The sequence below is a fragment of the Bacillus sp. JJ1562 genome (assembly GCF_036962705.1).
GTDB lineage: Bacteria > Bacillota > Bacilli > Bacillales > Bacillaceae_L > Ferdinandcohnia.
The window spans coordinates 16,143-34,186 of record NZ_JBALOQ010000042.1; the positions used below are offsets into that span (position 1 = coordinate 16,143).

Genomic DNA, 18,044 nt, shown 5'->3' on the forward strand with positions numbered 1-18,044 from the left:
TATAAACTAAATGCCCACTCTTTTGCAGACTCTAATGTTGATATTTAAACATTATAATATTGNNATTGTTATACCAAAGTCAAACGAATTTTTAAATAATTCCGAATATAAGTAATTCTAAAATTATATCATTATTATTTTGATATATTACTAATATCTATTTTAAAAGGGGATTTCATTATAGAATCAAGCATTCTAATAGAAGATAAATGGTTAATAAAGCTTTTCTTTGAATTGCATCTAAATTATATTAAATAAAGCAAAATAATTTCTTTTTACTTCGCCTTTTGGATCATAAATGAATACATTTGCTCTATCCTATGTACTTTTGTCGAAAGTTTTATCCATTAATTTTAAAAATAAGTTTCATATTATTCAGATTCTTTGGTATATTAGTCCTAACAACCAAACCTTAAAGTGTAAACGATTTCAAAAAACTGAATAAATGCCCTTAAAAATAACTTTTAAGGGAGTTGATAACACATCAAATAATCATTTTTTGTTTCTTGTCTCTTCTGTTTTAAAGACATTAAAAAAGGATGTGTTATTAAAAATGGAAAAAAGAAAGTTTTGGAGTTACGAAAATCAATTAACAGTTATCTTCTTCTTTGCAATTGGGTTTGTATTTTTTGATAGACTCGCGATTAACTATTTATACCCATTCATGCAAGGGGACTTTGCGATTTCGAATACAGAAATCGGGTTAGCAAGTGGAGCTCTAGCATTAACATGGTCGATTGCCAGTCCACTTGGAGGCTATTTATCTGATAAAGTAAAAAATCAAAAACTACTTTTAGCAGTCATCGTTATTCTTTTTTCAACAGTATCTTTATTACATGGGTTTATTTCAACTGTCGGGATGCTTTTCTTTTTACGTTTAATGATGGGGATTGCAGAAGGACCAATCATTCCAATTGCACAATCTATTATGGCGATTGAATCCTCTGAAAAACGTCGTGGCTTTAACACGGGGATCACAATGAACACAAGTAATGCGATTCTAGGTGGTTTGTTAGCACCAATCATCGTCGTAGCATTAGCGGAAAAATTCGACTGGCATATGGCATTCTATTTAACAATTATCCCTGGGATTGTTTTAGCATTCTTCATCCTTAAAACAATGAAAAACAAACCAGATTACAAGAATTCAGTTGCCCAAGCACAGGAAAAGGTTAGTTTTAAACAAGTACTTAAAACTCGTAATATTTGGATTGGTGTTATTCTATTCAGTTTATACATGACATCCTTAATGGCATTTCAAATTTACACACCGTCTTTCTTAGTCGGATTTAGAGGATTTACGCCAAGCACAATGAGTATTATCATGGCTTCATTTGGTCTAGGCTACGCGATTTTCGGTATGGTCATTCCTGCTCTATCTGACCGTTTCGGACGTAAATCGGTTATCGCAATATTCTCTTTGTTCATCATTACAATGCCGCTTTTAATTGCAAACTTAACGGCTTTACCAGCGCTCATGCTTGTCGTTTTCTTTTTACCAGCAGGCTTCAGCTTAGGTTCAATATTCATGTCTACTATTCCTGCTGAATCTGTTTCCTTCAAACTAGCAGGTGCTGCGATTGGTATTGTTACAGGTTTAGGAGAATTATTTGGTGGGTTCTTAAGTCCAATTATAACTGGGATAGCAGCGGATCAATTTGGTCTTCAGGCACCGCTATTCATTAGTGCCGGTGCGGGAGTATGTATTTTATTAGTTTCATTCTTACTTATTGAATCTGCTCCATCGAAGGTAAACACAAAACCAGCACAAGACGTGAACAAACAGATTCATGCTTAATTTTTACGTTAACCATTATGAAAAAGTATTAAACTATTAAAAAGCAAAAAATCCTCACAAAATATTGTGGGGATTTTTGCTTTTATATTCGATTCTTTATCTAAAAAAGAACGTGAGGCTTTTCCTGGTTTTTCTTAAAAACGACTAATTGTCAAACATACTTTTTCATCTCAATCGCACGGGAGGGACGACATGGTGTAAGATCCAGTTCAATCTCTTCATCTTGAATCATTAAAGCTGCTAAACTACCAATATATGGACCGAATGTAAGCCCAGAAGCCCCTAATCCAGTAGCAAGTAAAACTCCTTCTAGTGTATCAACAGCTCCTAGAATTGGTAATATATCTGGTCCCATTGGTCGAAATCCGATTCGAACCTCTTCCAAAGTTCCATCCTCTAAACCAGGCGCAACCTCGAGAGCTTCTGTAAGTACCTCATTCACCCCACCGGCAGTCAATCGGTAATCAAATCCTGACCCAGTTTCCCTTGTCGCCCCTGCTACGATTCTACCATCATCAAATGGGACAATATAATGGCTTGCCTGTGGTATAATAATCGGCCAATCAGAAGTATCCTTTTCAGGTAATTTAATATGAGCGATCTGACCACGCTGTGGATTAACGTTTAAATGGATACCAAACGGCTCCAATAATTTGGGAGCCCAGGCCCCTGTAGTGATGAGTACTTTATCAGCAAAAATAGTTTTTTTTCCAACAGTAACTCCAATTACTTTCTCGTGCTCATGAACTAATTCTGCTTCACCTTCTACAAGCTCAGCACCGTTACGTTGTGCAGCGCGTTTTAGAGCATCGCGTAATAAAGAACCATCTACTCTTGCCCCTCCTGAAACATACAAAGCTTCCAGGTCTTTGTTAAGCGGTGGAAATACCTCCCTTGCCTGTTCTCCAGTGAGACGAAGAATATCTCCAATTTCAGGTGCTTGCTTCCGCTTGTTTTTCACTCGCTCTTCAATTTCATCCAATTTACCTGGGTCCGTCGAAACGCATAATGCCCCAACTTTTTTATAGCCAACTTCATCTTCGCCCTCTTTTTGTAAGGCAGAAATTAAATCGGGATAGAAGAGAAAACTTTTCTTGGCGAGGCTATACCAAATCTCATCATCAACCTCTTTTAACCAGGGACAGACAATTCCCGCTCCAGCAGAAGTTGCCTTACCCTCTTGTTTTTTATCTATCATTATGACTTCCAGATTATTTTTGGCCAAGTGATAGGCGGCGCTTGCACCTACAATTCCTGTTCCGATTACAATAACTTTCATTTAATCACTCCCTCTACATAATTAATACCAAATTTATGGACCAACCTTTCAATACCCTATTTCCTATTTACTTGCATGACGGATTGTTTAAATACAGTTACTAATCGTTCCATGCCTATACTTATCTGTTCTGGGCTTGAATGGGTAAAGTTAAGGCGTAGCGTATTTTGCTGTGGGTTCTCAACATAGAATGGACTTCCAGGTACATATGCGACACCATGCTCTAATACCTTTGATAATAATTCTAGTGTATTAATACTCTCATGGACTTTAACCCAGATAAACATTCCACCTTTTGGTTCAACCCAAGTTACAAAATTAGGATCTAATGTTTTTAAATAGTCTTGCATAATGTTCATATGTTGGGCGTAATTTTTTCTCAACATACGGATATGTGCGTCTAAGTCCATATCTTTCATTAAGTAATAAAGAGCTTGCTGGTTAAGGGGACTAGACATAAGATCTGCTGCCTCTTTAATTTGCGATAAATATTTTAGAACATCATCAGGTCCTGTTACCCAGCCGATCCGCAAAGAAGGAACCACTGTCTTTGAAAAAGTGCCTGTATATACGACATGTGATTTCTGATGATCCATAGCTGCAATAGGGATATATTGATCTTTCTCATTGAATTGAATATCTCCATACGGATCATCTTCTAAAATGAGCGTATTATATTTATAAGCGAGTTCCAATAATGCTTTACGGCGTTCTTGACTCCACACTCTACCCTCTGGATTCGAAAATGTAGGGACAACATAGATAAATTTCGGTTTGTATTGAATTAATTTGGATTCTAACTCATTAAGATACATTCCGTCTTCATCACCATTTACGCCAACTACGTTCGCTTCATACGATTCAAATGATTGAACTGCTGCAAAAAATGTTGGATTTTCAGTAAGAACGACATCACCTGGAGATATCATAATACGGCTAAATAAATCGATCGCTTGTTGGGCACCTGTTGTTAATAGGATATTTTCTGGCTCTGATTGTATTCCTTTATTTAATACACGTTGGCTTATAAGCTCTCTTAACGGCATAAACCCAGGAGTCATTCCATATTGCAAACTTCTGTTTCCAGATTCAAACACTTTATCAAATGCTTTCTTGATATCTGCCGAAGGAAAGTAAGGTTCATACGGATTTCCTCCAGCAAATGAAATGACCTCACTTCTTTTTTTTGAATTAGGCCTGCTATTTCACGAATAGGAGAAGACTTAAACCATTTTCGTTCGTTCTGCAAAGCGATTGCTCATATAGATGAGCCTCCCTTCAGTTCTATTTGTAAGTAAATGTTATAACTTTATAACTTTTAAGAAGTAGCGAAACTCTTGCCATTCAGATAATACGCAGATTCCAAAAATGGACTAAAAGCAACCTCTACCTCGGGAATTCCGAGTGCTTGAATTTGTGTGGTTACAATAGTAGCAAATTGGTCTTGGATTTCCTGTCCGCGTTCAAACCACTTTACTTCGATAAATGGATATCCAGGTACTTCCACTCCATCATATACATAGGTAGAATGGACAAGTTCTAAGGTGAAATTGTCCGTTCCACAATCACATAAATTCGCCAATTCTTGTACAAGTGCTGGACTAATTTTTTTTACCTGCTCAGTCGAAACACCTTTAATAATTAAATGTGGCAATTGAATTCCTCCTATTGTTTTATAACTGGACCCAAAGGGCAGGGTGATGCTTAATGTACAAATACTAGTTTTTCGACCCAAATATTTTCCCTATTCCTAATACCCTTTCGATGACAATCATTAATACAAAAGTCAAAAGAATCACAATACTAGAAACGGAGGTAATGATTGGATCGTACTGGTATTGCATGTAGGTATAAATACGTACAGGCAGCGTAACGACATCAGTACTGACTATAAAAAGAGCCACAGTTAAGTCATCAAATGAAGTAATAAATGCAAAGATAGCTCCGGCAATCACACCTGATTTTATAATTGGCAGTGTAATTTGAAAAAACACCCTTATGCTTCCCGCACCCAGATTCATCGCTGCTTGTTCGATTGTGCGATCAAAGCCTACTAAACTAGCAACCACTAAGCGCATGACAAACGGGATTGTTAAGATAATATGACCAATTACTAAAGCCATTGGACTCGCTGCCATACCAATCCAGGAATAAAACTGCAACAATGCTACTCCAAAGACGACAGATGGGATCAAAAGAGGAGAGCCGACTAGCTGCATAATCACTGTTTTCCCTCTAAATTGATACCTGATAACAGCAATTGACGCCATGGTTCCGATAACCGTTGAAACAATTGCCGTTCCAAAAGCAACCCCAATACTGAGCATGAACGACTGCATAAATTCAGGATGATTGACTAATTCGGTATACCACCTTAATGTGATGCCCTTAGGAGGAAACACGATATACTCAGTAGTTGTCAACGAAGATAATAAAACAACAACAATAGGAGCAGCCAGAAAAATGTACACGATCAGACAAAAGAGATTTAAGCCGAATTTAGGTAATCGTTTCTTCATTGAATGGCCACTCCTTTCTTAGAAGTCGTCAACAATTTGCTATAAATTAGGATTGTAATTGTAGCAATTAAGATTAGTAGAAACCCAATCGCAGATCCATAAGGCCAATTCAACATGACGGCAACCTGTTCATATGTAAGGTAAGACATCACTTTTACCTGTGGACCCCCAAGTATCGAAGGAGTAACAAAAGAACTTACTCCTAAGCTAAAAACCATAACGGAACCAGCAAAAATGCCTGGCAATGTCAACGGTAAAACAATGGAGAAGAATGTTCGAAACGGACTAGCACCTAGATTTTGGGAAGCTCGAATAACAGATGTGTCAATTCTTTCCAGAGATCCCATAATACTTAAAACCATATAAGGAAATAGAACGTGAACCATTCCGATAACCACACTAAACTCTGTGTAAAGCAAAGTTAGCGGTTTATCAATTAACCCAAAATTTAGTAATGCATTATTAATAACACCATTATTGTTTAACAAGATAACCCAACCATAGCAGCGAATAACCATACTTATTAACAGTGGCGACAGAACTAACATCGTTAAATAATTTTTTATTCTTCCATTTGCTCTTGAAATTTGATAGGCAACTGGGAACGAAATGACAATGGCAACTAGGGTAGTCAATAAAGCTATTTTTATTGTCCGCCAAATCACCCCAAGATAAGATTTATCGGAAAGAAACTTTATATAGTTCTGAAGAGTCCAGTCATCGCCTATCCCACTAGTTGCATCAAATGTCTTAAAGCTCGTTATAAAAAGGAAAAACAACGGTAGCAAAAAGAAGAATATAAAGATACCAAGGGTCGGGAGTAATAAGAGCATATAATCAAGCTTTTTCTTTGTTAAATTCTTTTTCTTCTGCTTGATTAACAATTCCTGTTCTTGATATGTAGTTTCAGCTTGCATGTATGTCGTCACCTCACTTTTTGGTTGCTAACAAATCCTCTGGGTTCCACTTAATAAATACATTTTTACCCTCTTGGACCTGATCAGGATTTAAAAACGTATTCGAAATATCAGCAATGATATGTTTGTCCTTATGCTGTAAAATGTAGCGCGTTTTTGCTCCTAAAAACATTTTTCTTTCGACCTTTACTTCAAGGCCTTCTGTCTTTTCCACCGAGATTTGAATTTTTTCAGGACGAATATAAAAATCAATAACATCATCCTCTGATAAATACCCTGTTAAAATCTGTTCAAATCCATAAAACGAAACTAAACTTTCCTTATTATTAATGGTCCTAACAACGTTGCCCTGTATCTGGTTTACTTCCCCAATAAACCTGGAAACAAAGTCAGTTTGAGGATGGTTATAGATAGCTACAGGCGTATCAAGCTGCTCAATTCTTCCTTCATACATAACAGCTATCCGATCTGAAATGGCAAGTGCCTCTTCCTGATCATGGGTGACAAAAATAGTCGTGATCCCAACCTTTTTTTGTATTTCCACAATTTCTTCACGCATTTCTTGACGTAACTTCGCATCCAAGTTACTTAAAGGTTCATCAAGCAATAACACTTTCGGTTTGATCACAAGTGCTCTAGCCAAAGAAACACGCTGCTGCTGTCCACCAGAAAGTTCCTTCGGATAGCGTTTTTCATAGCCTGTCAGCCGGACCATCTCTAACGCCTCTGCTACTCGTGTGTTAATCTCACTCTTATTAACCTTACGAAGCCTTAAACCATAGGCGACATTGTCAAACACAGTCATATGGGGAAATAGAGCATAGTTTTGAAAAACCATTCCCATCTCTCTTTTACTCGGGGGAAGCAAGTGGACGGGCTTCCCGTCCACCACGATTTTTCCTCCGTCTACTTCCAGGAACCCGGCAATCATGTTCAGGGTTGTTGTTTTTCCACAGCCTGATGGGCCAAGGAAAGAAACAAGCTCTCCCTGGTTGATTTCAAGGTTCATCTTTTTCACGACTTCTGTTTTATTAAAGGTCTTGACTACATTTTCAAGGCATAAATAGCTCATTTCTTTCACCTCTCTTAGTGGGCTACTTCAATTTCTTTATTGGCTCGTTCTGTCCATTCAGCTCTTTTTTCATTGATATATTCCCAATCCACTTTATACAACTTCGCAATATCTTCTTCACCATACGTCACTTTATTGATGATATCCCCTTCAAGTTTTGCGTTCTTGTTTACTGGTCCGGTAAATAAGGCGTTTGAGAATTCCACTTGTAACTCTTCACTTAACATAAAATTAATAAACTGTTGTGCAAGCTCTTCATGCGGTGCCCCTTTTATAACACTTGTTGTTCCAAGTAGAGCAGGTGCGCCTTCCTCAGGAATCACATACTCGATTGGGAAATCACTATCTTGTAAAAGGTACACCCTGCTACTACTCCAAGCGCTTGCAACAGTTTGACCTTGTAAGAAATAGTTAGAAACATCAGCTGTTTTATCAAATGTCACAGCGTTTTTAGCAATTTCCTTCATTTTTTCAAACCCAGGTTCAATATTTTCTTCGCTTCCCCCATTTGAAACCGCTGCCATAATAAGCATATGCACCCCAAACGTATTGGCAATGGATGGTAAAACTAATTGTCCTTTAAACTTTGAATCGGCTAGGTCATTCCATGATTTAATTGGCTCCCACCCATTTTGTTCAAAGGTTTCTTTGTTATAAGCCAAGCCTGTTGAAAGGATCGAAGTACCAACTCCAATATTGTCCTTATCCTTTGCAAGATCATATACATCCTTCAGGTTCGTCACAATACTTTCATCCAATTCCGCTAATAAGCCAAAGGCCTTTGCCTGCGCTTGTGGTCCATCATCTAAGAATGCAACGTCTATTTGTGGTTTGTCCTTTTGTGCCTGTAGCTTTGCCACGGTATCAACGGAACTTCCAGTAATATAACTTACTTTTGCTCCATACTCCTCTTCGAACATTGGAATGAGAGTTTCTTTCATTTTCTTTTCAAAACTTCCACCGTATCCTGCCACTACTAATGTTTTGTCGCCTTCATTTTTTGACTTTTCGGGTGATGAAGAATTTCCAGTCTCGCTGTTACATGCAGTCATGAATCCAAGCACAAGACAAATAAATAAGATTAAAGACACTTTTCTCTTTTTCAAAATGATTCCTCCCTAATAAAAATATTTTTTTAATATGGACAAAACGAAAACTATACCCTCCATTCCTTGTTCAATTTTTAGGTTTATTTTATACGAATATAATATTTGAATTTTCAGATAATAATCCTTAAAAATATAACATTATAATCTATTAAGTTATAATGTTATAATCTTGTTCTCATCTGAAAACTTTATCTAGTTGTTGACTAAAAAACAATCTCTGCATAATAGGTAACCTTGTCAGGACGTATGTAAAACTTTGAGTATTCTATTACTTTTCCCTGCTTGGTATAAGTAAACCTCTCCCACTCAAACACAGGCGTTCCTGATTCAATTTGAAGTCTCTCCGCCATTTCACCAACAGCAATATATGGCTTAACAAATGAACGAGCCCTTCCTAATGTAATCTGGAATTTATTCTTTAATATGCTGTAGATCAACTCATTATTAATATCGCTAGCTGTCAAATCAGGGCATTTATCAAAAGGCAGATATGAATATTCCAAAGCCACTGGTATGTCATTTTCAATTTTTAAACGCTTGATTTTAATGAACCTTTCATCAGTTTGTAATTCAAATTTACTTGCCACTTCGTCATCCCCATTTTCAATTGAAAAACTAATTAATTCATGTGGATGCTCCCCCTCTACACCTGTTAATGACATCAATTTATTAATATCCTTTTCATTGGTGGTTCCTGCTACAAACGTCCCCTTCCCACTTCTTCGGTAAAGGTACCCTTTGTTCACCAACTCAAGAACAGCACGTTTAACAGTAATTGTACTAACACCAAAGTGGTCAGCTAATTCCTGTTCAGTCGGCAGCTGATAGCCATATTCCCACTGCTTGGAAGTAATTTTTTCTTCTAACACCTCTTCTACTTGACGATATAGAGGTACATGATTATTTTTATCAATCCTCATAGAATCTCACCTAATTTATAATATTATAATCTTATATTGTAAACACTATTACAATCTTTTAAATATTATTACTATTTTCACTATTAATACATAATTTACTGTGTTTGTATCTTGTTGTCAACAATATCTTTTTTAAATTTTCCAAAAAATAAGTTTACTGTAAATTCTAATCGCTCTCAACTGGTGTCTGAATAAACATCTCCCCAGACATTCTCACAAACTCACGGACAGAAAAAGGTAGATAACGAGATTTTTTCCAAATCATCCCCATCTCTAGTTTAAGAGATGTGAGGTGTAGATCTAGGGCGATAATATCCTGTTCTGCAATATTTCGGCATATTTTTCTTGGTAATAAAGCGACCCCTATTTTACCTTTTACCATTTCAATCATAAATTCTTTTTGAGAACTTTCACATACAATATTCGGAGAGAAGCCATGTTTAGAGCACTCCTCGATAATTCGGTCGTATAGGGAGAAATCATTCCTATAAAAAATAAACGACTCATGTTCAAGGTCCGAAATAGATACGTTCTTTTTTTGTGCTAATGGGTTTTCATGATGAACAACTAACATGAGAGGGTCATTTAGTATCTTTATAATGTCAAAATGTTCATTGTCAGAGGGTAAATTACATATTAATCCGATATCGAGTGAACCATCCATCACACCTTGTTTAATATTTTTCGTTCCGAATTCTGACAAGTTTAAATGAATAAAAGGATATGTCGCTTTAAATTGACTAATAATGGTTGAAAAAAAGGTGGCACCTACAATAGGAGGAATTCCAATATGGATTTCTCCTTTTTTAAAGGATGTAATATCTTCTAATTCTGAAGTTAAATTTTTAAATGCTTGTAAAACTTGTCGTGCATTGATTAGAACAGCATGACCGGCATCTGTTAATTCGATATGCTTTGATCCTCGAAAAAATAAAGGAACTCCTAATTCTTCTTCAATATTCTTAATCGCTTTACTTAAAGATGGTTGAGAGACGTGTAAAGTCGCTGCAGCTTTTGTAAAGCTCAGTTGTTTCGCAACCTCTGAAAAGTATACTAAATGTCTGATATCCAAATTAGTTCACCTCCTATAACAAAACTGCATGACACCTATTCAAAATATGTATTTTCATTATACTATTCTTTTAGATAGAATTAATAACAGAAAATATAATTAATTCAAAATAATTAACGTTAATACGCGCAACAAGTGAATATTAGAAGGAGGAAATTGTATGGCAGAGTATGTAAAAGTAGGAAGTCTTCAAGTTGATAGAGTGTTATACCAATTTATCAATGAGGAAGCACTCCCAAAAAGTGGGGTGACAAATGAAGACTTTTGGACTGGTTTTGAGAAGATTATAGATGAATTTACACCTGAAAATCGCTTACTTTTAAGGAAAAGAGACCTATTACAACAAAAAATCAACTACTGGCATAAGGAAAATAAAGATAAGTTTGATTTTACAACCTATAAGTCTTTTTTACAGGAAATTGGCTATTTGGAACCAATTGCAGATGATTTCAAGGTTACAACTGAAAATGTTGATGAAGAAATTACACGTCAAGCCGGACCACAATTAGTTGTACCTGTAAATAATGCCCGCTATGCACTCAATGCTGCGAACGCAAGATGGGGTAGTTTATATGATGCTCTATATGGGACAGATGTTATTAATGAGGAGGAAGGAGCTCAAATTGAGGAAACCTATAATCCCATCCGAGGTGGGAAGGTAATTGCCTTTGCTAAGGATTTTCTTGATCAAGCAGTCCCACTTCAAGGAATCTCTCATAAAGATGTGATTCATTATAGCGTGTCTGAAGGTAGATTATTTGCTATTTTAGCAGATGATCAATCAATCGAACTCAAAGCCCCATCACAATTCATCGGCTATCAAGGAAACGAAGATGAACTGTCTGCAATCTTATTAAAAAATCATGAGCTCCACATTGAAATTCAGATTAATCGGAACCACCCTATCGGTCAGTCTGATCCGGCAGGCGTGAAAGATATACTAATAGAATCAGCAATCACTACGATTATGGACTGTGAAGATTCTGTCGCAGCTGTTGACGCAGAAGATAAAGTACTTGTTTATCGTAATTGGTTAGGTTTAATGAAAGGAGATTTAACAGCATCATTCACAAAAAGTGGGAGGACTATAACAAGGACGCTTAATCCTGATCGAGTCTACAAATCACCTATTGGAGGACACATATCGTTATCTGGACGTTCACTCATGTTAGTCCGAAATGTTGGCCATTTGATGATGACTAACAGTGTATTGGATAAGCATCAGCAGGAGATACCAGAGGGAATTTTAGATGCTATTGTCACGAGCTTAATCGCCAAACATGATCTTTTAAACAATGGCCGGTATAAAAACTCTTCACAGGAGTCTATTTATATTGTAAAGCCTAAAATGCATGGTTCAGAAGAAGTAGCATTTACAAATAAATTATTTAATGCGGTAGAAGACTTGTTAAATCTCAAACGTCATACGCTTAAAATTGGTGTCATGGATGAGGAACGAAGGACGACATTGAATCTTAAAAACTGTATTAAAGAAGTAAAAAATCGGATTGTATTTATTAATACTGGATTTTTAGACCGAACAGGTGATGAAATACATACATCGATGGAAGCAGGTCCAATGATCCGCAAAAATGAAATGAAATCATCTAACTGGCTTCAACATTATGAAAAATCAAATGTCATGGTAGGACTGGAATGCGGTTTACAAGGTCGTGCACAAATTGGAAAAGGTATGTGGGCAATGCCAGACTTGATGGCGGCCATGCTCGAACAAAAAATGAGCCAGCTTGAAGCTGGTGCGAACACAGCATGGGTACCATCCCCCACTGCAGCTACTTTGCATGCACTTCATTATCATCAAACAGATCTTGAAGAGGTTCGTAGCCGGTTATTCACAGAAGACTTTGTTAATCACATTTTAGAAATTCCTGTCGCAAAGGAACCGAATTGGAGCAGTGAAGAAATTCAGGAAGAACTCGATAATAATGCACAAGGAATTTTAGGATATGTTGTACGTTGGGTTGACCATGGAATCGGTTGCTCGAAAGTACCTGATATTAACGACGTCGGTTTAATGGAAGACCGTGCCACTTTACGAATTTCTAGTCAACATATGGCAAACTGGTTGCATCATGGAGTTTGTACGAGCGAGCAAGTCATGGAGACGATGCAACGCATGGCAAAAGTCGTTGATATACAAAATGCGAACGTTCCTGCTTATAAACCGATGGCACCTAATTTTGATCAATCACTCCCATTTCAAGCTGCTCTTGATCTTGTTTTTAAAGGATACGAACAACCAAATGGTTACACAGAACCAATTTTACAGGCAAGACGCTTAGAAGCAAAAGCAATGATTGCTGTAAAGGAATATTTTTAAATTTACATCATTATTTGTGCTGAATAGAAAAAAGGTGAACAGGGTATTAACACGACTCTGTTCCCTTTTTTCCTATTTAAGTTTTAGGGTTCGGATTCAACTCCGTAAGTTGAGATCTTTATGTAATAATCAAAATAGGAGCAAGCTGCAAGTTTTTGAAACAGTTACAGCCGCTCCCCCTTTAAACACATATTAAGTTACAGGCATTTTTACAAAACGGTCATAACGTAAAGGATCTAACGGAATGACTGTATCCTCTTTTTCACAAATTAACTCCTCTACCAATTTTCCGGTAACTGTTGCCAAGCTTATTCCATCACCTTCATGTCCTGCCGCAATAAAAAATCCAGGTACTTTCTCAACTGCTGAGATTATCGGTAAATGGTCTTCTGTCCAAGGTCTAAAACCAGTATATGTTCGAATCATATTAAAATCGTTTATTTTCGGGAAAAATCGGAGTGCTCTTTTGGCCATTGTTTCCACAACATTAATATCGACACGTCCATCATAGCCCACAAATTGACGACTACTACCAAGTAAGAAGTTTTGGCTTTCTGTCGGTTCTAGCACTAATGCGACTCCGTGTTCCTTTGTTTGTGGGTCTACTTGTCGTTCGCGTCCAAATTTATTCATTAAATACCCAAACTCCATCACATTTCTCATCATAATTGGTTGCTGCCTTGCTCCTACTAGAATATGTCCTTTTCTCGGAATAATTGGTATATCGATATCTAGCATTTTACCAATAAAAGGAGCCCAAACCCCAGCAGCATTCACTACTTTTTTTGCAACATATGTTCCACTTGTTGTTTCAATCGAAAAATCTTCTTTCTTAGTAATTGCAGTAACTTCAGAATGCGTACGCAATTTTAATCCATATTGCTTCGCTTTATCAATTAAGGAATAGCAAAATAAAAATGGATTTATCAGTGAGTCTGTTTCACAAACCAATCCTCCAGGTATATCATCAGCAAAAAATGGGGATTCCTGACGTATATCTGTTGGATCAAGAACATTAAATTTCAATCCCGCTTTTCGTTGCGTCTCTACCCACTTTTTTGCAGCATCCATTTCTTCATCATTATCACAAACGAGTATACTCCCTAATGCTCGATATTCAAATGGTAAATCAAGTTCTCGATACAAATCAACAATAAGTTCCTGACTCACCAATGACATTTGGCTATCAAACCCAGGATCTTTATCAACGATTGTGACATTACCATCACACCTTGAAGATGTACCGCTTACGAGATCCCCTTTTTCAATTAACATACAATCTATTCCAGCTTTTGAAACATAGTACGCAATCGCGCAACCAACAATCCCACCACCGATTATGGCTACTTCTGTGTGGTTACTCATATTCATATCTAGGATCCTCCCTGTAGTTATTACTACAAATAATAGAAAAAGAGACAAACACCCTGGACAAATTTTACATTAACTGTTCGTATGCTTGATAAGCTCTTTCCATTTTAGCTCGTCCCTCATTGATTTCTGGATGGAATTGAATGGCTGCATCGCTTCTAGTCGTTTTCACGTTTTCCATAGCTTGAATCACTCTATCGCTTATGTCAGCTACGTCTTTCAATTGTCTCTTAGCGATAGACAGTCCTGCGAGTGCACCCTGTGCACCGGCGACTTTTGCACCTTCGATTCCTGTAATGTTTCCAGCGACAAATAAACCTTCAATCGGAGTTTCCATTTGTTCATTATGAACTGGAACATGTCCACCAAGTTCTTCAATATATTGAAATGGGCAACCGATAACAGAAGCAAGTTCTGCAAGTGGATAGAGGCCACCAGCTATACAAACAAAATCCACATCAATGGTTTCTTCACTCCCTTGTATGCACTCCCCATCAGGAGTAAGTTTGCAGATCGTTACAGATTCAACTTGGTCAGTACCATTTATTTGTACGATTGCTTTACGTATGTTAATGGGCATCCCCCACATTTTCATACCCTGTCTTGGATAAAATTTTACAGCTAAATCACGTACCCAAGTAGCTTTTGCAAATTTACTTCCAAAACGAAGAAAAGCAGAAGGAGCTAGATGTGCTACACGGATTAATCCTTCCATTACCCGCTTGGGATTTCCAGCTTGTTTCGTGACTGAATTAACGGATGGCAAAACCATACTATGAAGCTCAATACCTGCCAATTGCAGTTCTCGTGCGATGGCTACTGACAAAACATTAATCCCCGCGATAATCCCTTTCTTCCCTACACGAACCCGCTGTACATTCGTCATGACTTGTGCTGCACCGATTGACATTACCCCAGGTAAAGTCCACCCCGGTATTGGAGCAGGGGTTTCTGCGGCACCAGTTGCAAGCAGAAGGTTTGCTGCATTAAATCTACCTTTGTTTGTATGTACACAAAAACCAGTACTTGTTTTTTCAATATGGTGAACGGAGACACTACATCTAATATCAGTTTCCAATTCAGTTGCCTTTTGCAGCAGCTTTTTTGTTTCTTCCAATCCATTCCACCATTCTCCATTGGTCTCCTGGTAAAGCTGTCCAAGTAATCTGCCACCTGGTTTTGGGTATTCATCTATGACTAGAACGTGTAAATCCCATTCACGGCAAGCGATAGCTGCTGACAAGCCTGCCGGCCCCGCACCAATGACAACAACATCATACATGTGAACCTTCCTCCTTATTAACTTTGCCTTTTTTAGTGAATTCAGCATATGTTCGAGGCATGTCATCTGCACTAATCGTTTGCGAAAATGGTAGCGGTTGCATTTTTCCGCTTTCAATATTCATATCTTCCTCTAGCTCCGTCAAGCATGCACGCACTCCTGACATTTCATTGACAGTCATTCGACATTCAAAGCAATGGCCTATATTACAATAAATCCCACGTGACGTCCCACTTTGTTCATGTACACGAAGGAGACGAATACCGTTCGCAAGTAGTGCTGAAGCAATAGTATCTCCTTCAATCCCGCGGAGAACTTTCTGATCATATGTAAAAGTAATCGGTTTTTTGTTTTCTAATTCACCTAAAACAGGATGATTTACGATACGGTTATGATTCATGATTGACCTCCTAATGCTGATAATGAAACTGGTCGGACAGGTGGTTTAATATTTAATGGAATTTCATTACCAGGTTTTTCGCCTTTTATCTCATGCAAAACGGCGTCTACTGCAGTCCGGCATACTCGTCCGCCACAATACCCCATCCCGGCTCTTGTTCGCAATTTTACTTCACGGGCAGAGCAATCATATTTAATAACTGTATTTTTGATGTCGTCTAAAGTCACTTCTTCACATCTGCAAATAATTAGGTTATTCATTAGGTTGAAATCCTCCTTTTTCAAAAAGTGGTATGTTTGAAACATCTTCTAATACATGACACTATTTTTCCATAAAGCTATTCATAAACAGCAATAAGTAGAAGAAAGTTAAACGCTTTCTTCTACTCTATAATACTATGATTTAATTATAGTTAAACCCCAATATTTTTATTATCTTTATTGTCCTCCGCTAGAGCTAGAGATTTAACTGGCTCTCCATCACTTCCCACATAAGTCCTTCCCCAGCCAGTTATGACAGAAAAGATCATAACCGCTAACAAAGCCCAACAATAGATAATCCAAATTCCTAGTTGTCCGGTAGATAAGATAGGAACCATCTCTCCATACACACCATTAGCTTCTTCCGATAGAGACTTAACTAAAAATAATGCAGGTGACCAAGGTACGATGAAGCACAAAGTATTTGCAAAAGCATCTAATATATTGGCTATTCGATATTTATAAACTCGATATTTCTCTGCCATGGGCTTTGCATAAGAAACGCCAATCGCAAGTATTGGAGGTGCATTCAGCCCCATCACAGAAGTCAATGCTAAGGTTAGAGCTCCAATAGAAGCTTCTACTCCTCTAGCAGTTGATATGAATTTTTCTGCAATACTCATTAATGCTTTATCACCTTTTCCTACTTTCATAATATTTACACAGGCCATAATCAATAAAGCAAAAATACAAATATCGACCATCCCTGCGACTCCATTTACAAACACCCCTTGTACAGCACCATCCTGGATATAAAATAAATTTGAAAAGCTATTTAAATTAAATAGATGGGCAATGATTATTCCCACTACTGTTCCTATTGTTGTTGCACTAATTAAATGAGCACCTTTAACTGCAAATATGATTGTTATTATTGCAGGTATGATCATCACTAAACCTAATGGGTTCATATGTTTACTTAATTGTTCATAGGGAAGTACCTCTTGTGATGAGCCACCTCCACCGAAAATAGCTATAAGAATTATAGTTATAATGGTTGCAGGAATTACATATTTAATCCTTGATTTCACGACACCACCTACATCTGCATCTTGACTCGCTGCAGATGCAATTGTTGTGTCTGAAATCGGTGCAATATTATCTCCAAAGGCAGCACCACCTACAATTGCACCTGCCAATATAATAGGATCAGCACCTAATAAAATACCCGCTGGATATAAAACGGATATCCCTGCAATAATTGTTCCAAAAGAAGTTCCTGTCGCAGTTGCAAAAAGTGCGCTGGCTACAAAGGCGATAATAACAAAAAATGTACCCGTTGCGCCTATATGATAGGCAGCCCAAAGAATGCCGTCTACTAATCCCGATTCTTTTAATACTTGCGCAAATACTCCAGCAAATATCCAACATACAACTGGAATTATTGCTATCTTATCAGCCATTCCTTCAATAACAGCCATTGAATATTTTTCTTTTTCTTTACTTAGGAAATATGTAACCATAATTCCAACTAAGGCTGCGACCCACATTCCCCTTAAGTCAGGAGCCTTAAGCAAAGAAATGATAATTGCTATAGTAATGAAAATGCCAAAAGGTATTAATGAAACAAACCGACCACCATAAAATTGCACATTAGTAATATCTTTATTCATTAGCTTTACTCCCTCGATTATTTATTTACATTGGCCAAGTCTGTCTCTCCAAGGTGTGATTCCTGATCATATTTCACTTTGGAAATAAACG

15 protein-coding genes and 1 pseudogene are annotated in these 18,044 nt (G+C 37.3%); 2 read left to right on the plus strand and 14 right to left on the minus strand.

Annotation, left to right across the window (positions count from 1 at the left end; genetic code table 11):
* Nucleotides 1-553: 553 nt before the first annotated feature.
* The gene (locus V7097_RS20755) at nucleotides 554-1,798 is read left to right on the plus strand and encodes an MFS transporter (RefSeq protein WP_335705546.1); all 1,245 of its coding nucleotides are present in this window, start codon (nucleotides 554-556) and stop codon (nucleotides 1,796-1,798) included.
* A 151-nt stretch (nucleotides 1,799-1,949) separates the two neighbouring features.
* Here V7097_RS20755 and V7097_RS20760 read toward each other — a convergent pair whose 3' ends face one another.
* The 9 genes from V7097_RS20760 to V7097_RS20800 form a co-directional block, all read right to left on the minus strand.
* Nucleotides 1,950-3,077, minus strand: a complete 1,128-nt coding sequence (locus tag V7097_RS20760) for an NAD(P)/FAD-dependent oxidoreductase (protein WP_335705547.1) — start codon at nucleotides 3,075-3,077, stop codon at nucleotides 1,950-1,952.
* A gap of 56 nt (nucleotides 3,078-3,133) precedes the next feature.
* Nucleotides 3,134-4,246 carry a PLP-dependent aminotransferase family protein gene (locus V7097_RS20765; protein ID WP_335705582.1) on the minus strand — a complete coding sequence of 371 codons (1,113 nt, stop codon included), beginning with the start codon at nucleotides 4,244-4,246 and terminating at the stop codon, nucleotides 3,134-3,136.
* A 149-nt stretch (nucleotides 4,247-4,395) separates the two neighbouring features.
* Entirely contained in the window at nucleotides 4,396-4,731 is a 336-nt protein-coding gene (locus V7097_RS20770) for a DUF1904 family protein (protein ID WP_335705548.1), read from the minus strand.
* A 64-nt stretch (nucleotides 4,732-4,795) separates the two neighbouring features.
* The gene (locus V7097_RS20775) at nucleotides 4,796-5,596 is read right to left on the minus strand and encodes an ABC transporter permease (protein WP_335705549.1); all 801 of its coding nucleotides are present in this window, start codon (nucleotides 5,594-5,596) and stop codon (nucleotides 4,796-4,798) included.
* A complete protein-coding gene (locus V7097_RS20780; RefSeq protein ID WP_335705550.1) occupies nucleotides 5,593-6,513 on the minus strand; it encodes an ABC transporter permease in 921 nt (306 codons plus the stop codon). Before V7097_RS20780 ends, V7097_RS20775 begins: the two co-directional genes overlap by 4 nt.
* A 13-nt stretch (nucleotides 6,514-6,526) precedes the next feature.
* On the minus strand, nucleotides 6,527-7,585 hold the full coding sequence (locus V7097_RS20785) for an ABC transporter ATP-binding protein (RefSeq protein WP_335705551.1): 1,059 nt from the start codon (nucleotides 7,583-7,585) through the stop codon (nucleotides 6,527-6,529).
* A gap of 14 nt (nucleotides 7,586-7,599) precedes the next feature.
* Nucleotides 7,600-8,691, minus strand: coding sequence for an ABC transporter substrate-binding protein (locus V7097_RS20790; protein ID WP_335705552.1), 1,092 nt, complete (start codon nucleotides 8,689-8,691; stop codon nucleotides 7,600-7,602).
* A 206-nt stretch (nucleotides 8,692-8,897) separates the two neighbouring features.
* The gene (locus V7097_RS20795) at nucleotides 8,898-9,614 is read right to left on the minus strand and encodes a GntR family transcriptional regulator (RefSeq protein ID WP_335705553.1); all 717 of its coding nucleotides are present in this window, start codon (nucleotides 9,612-9,614) and stop codon (nucleotides 8,898-8,900) included.
* 166 nt (nucleotides 9,615-9,780) lie between these two features.
* On the minus strand, nucleotides 9,781-10,686 hold the full coding sequence (locus V7097_RS20800) for a LysR family transcriptional regulator (RefSeq protein WP_335705554.1): 906 nt from the start codon (nucleotides 10,684-10,686) through the stop codon (nucleotides 9,781-9,783).
* A 160-nt stretch (nucleotides 10,687-10,846) separates the two neighbouring features.
* Here V7097_RS20800 and V7097_RS20805 point away from each other — a divergent pair, with 160 nt between their 5' ends.
* Nucleotides 10,847-13,027, plus strand: coding sequence for a malate synthase G (locus V7097_RS20805; protein WP_335705555.1), 2,181 nt, complete (start codon nucleotides 10,847-10,849; stop codon nucleotides 13,025-13,027).
* Nucleotides 13,028-13,219: 192 nt separating this feature from the next.
* On the opposite strand, the gene V7097_RS20810 is transcribed toward V7097_RS20805, so the two are convergent.
* The 5 genes and pseudogenes from V7097_RS20810 to V7097_RS20830 all read right to left on the minus strand — a co-directional run bounded on the left by V7097_RS20810 (nucleotide 13,220) and on the right by V7097_RS20830 (nucleotide 17,953).
* Nucleotides 13,220-14,398 (minus strand): NAD(P)/FAD-dependent oxidoreductase, encoded by a 1,179-nt coding sequence (locus V7097_RS20810; protein ID WP_335705556.1) that lies wholly within the window; start codon nucleotides 14,396-14,398, stop codon nucleotides 13,220-13,222.
* A gap of 67 nt (nucleotides 14,399-14,465) precedes the next feature.
* On the minus strand, nucleotides 14,466-15,680 hold the full coding sequence (locus V7097_RS20815) for an NAD(P)/FAD-dependent oxidoreductase (protein WP_335705557.1): 1,215 nt from the start codon (nucleotides 15,678-15,680) through the stop codon (nucleotides 14,466-14,468).
* Between the two features lie 94 nt (nucleotides 15,681-15,774).
* A pseudogene (locus V7097_RS20820) lies at nucleotides 15,775-16,080 on the minus strand ((2Fe-2S)-binding protein); the annotation flags it as partial.
* Nucleotides 16,077-16,340 (minus strand): (2Fe-2S)-binding protein, encoded by a 264-nt coding sequence (locus V7097_RS20825; RefSeq protein WP_335705558.1) that lies wholly within the window; start codon nucleotides 16,338-16,340, stop codon nucleotides 16,077-16,079. The gene V7097_RS20825 and the pseudogene V7097_RS20820, both read right to left, overlap by 4 nt.
* Nucleotides 16,341-16,492: 152 nt before the next feature.
* The gene (locus V7097_RS20830) at nucleotides 16,493-17,953 is read right to left on the minus strand and encodes a Na+/H+ antiporter NhaC family protein (protein WP_335705559.1); all 1,461 of its coding nucleotides are present in this window, start codon (nucleotides 17,951-17,953) and stop codon (nucleotides 16,493-16,495) included.
* Between the last annotated feature and the right edge of the window lie 91 nt (nucleotides 17,954-18,044).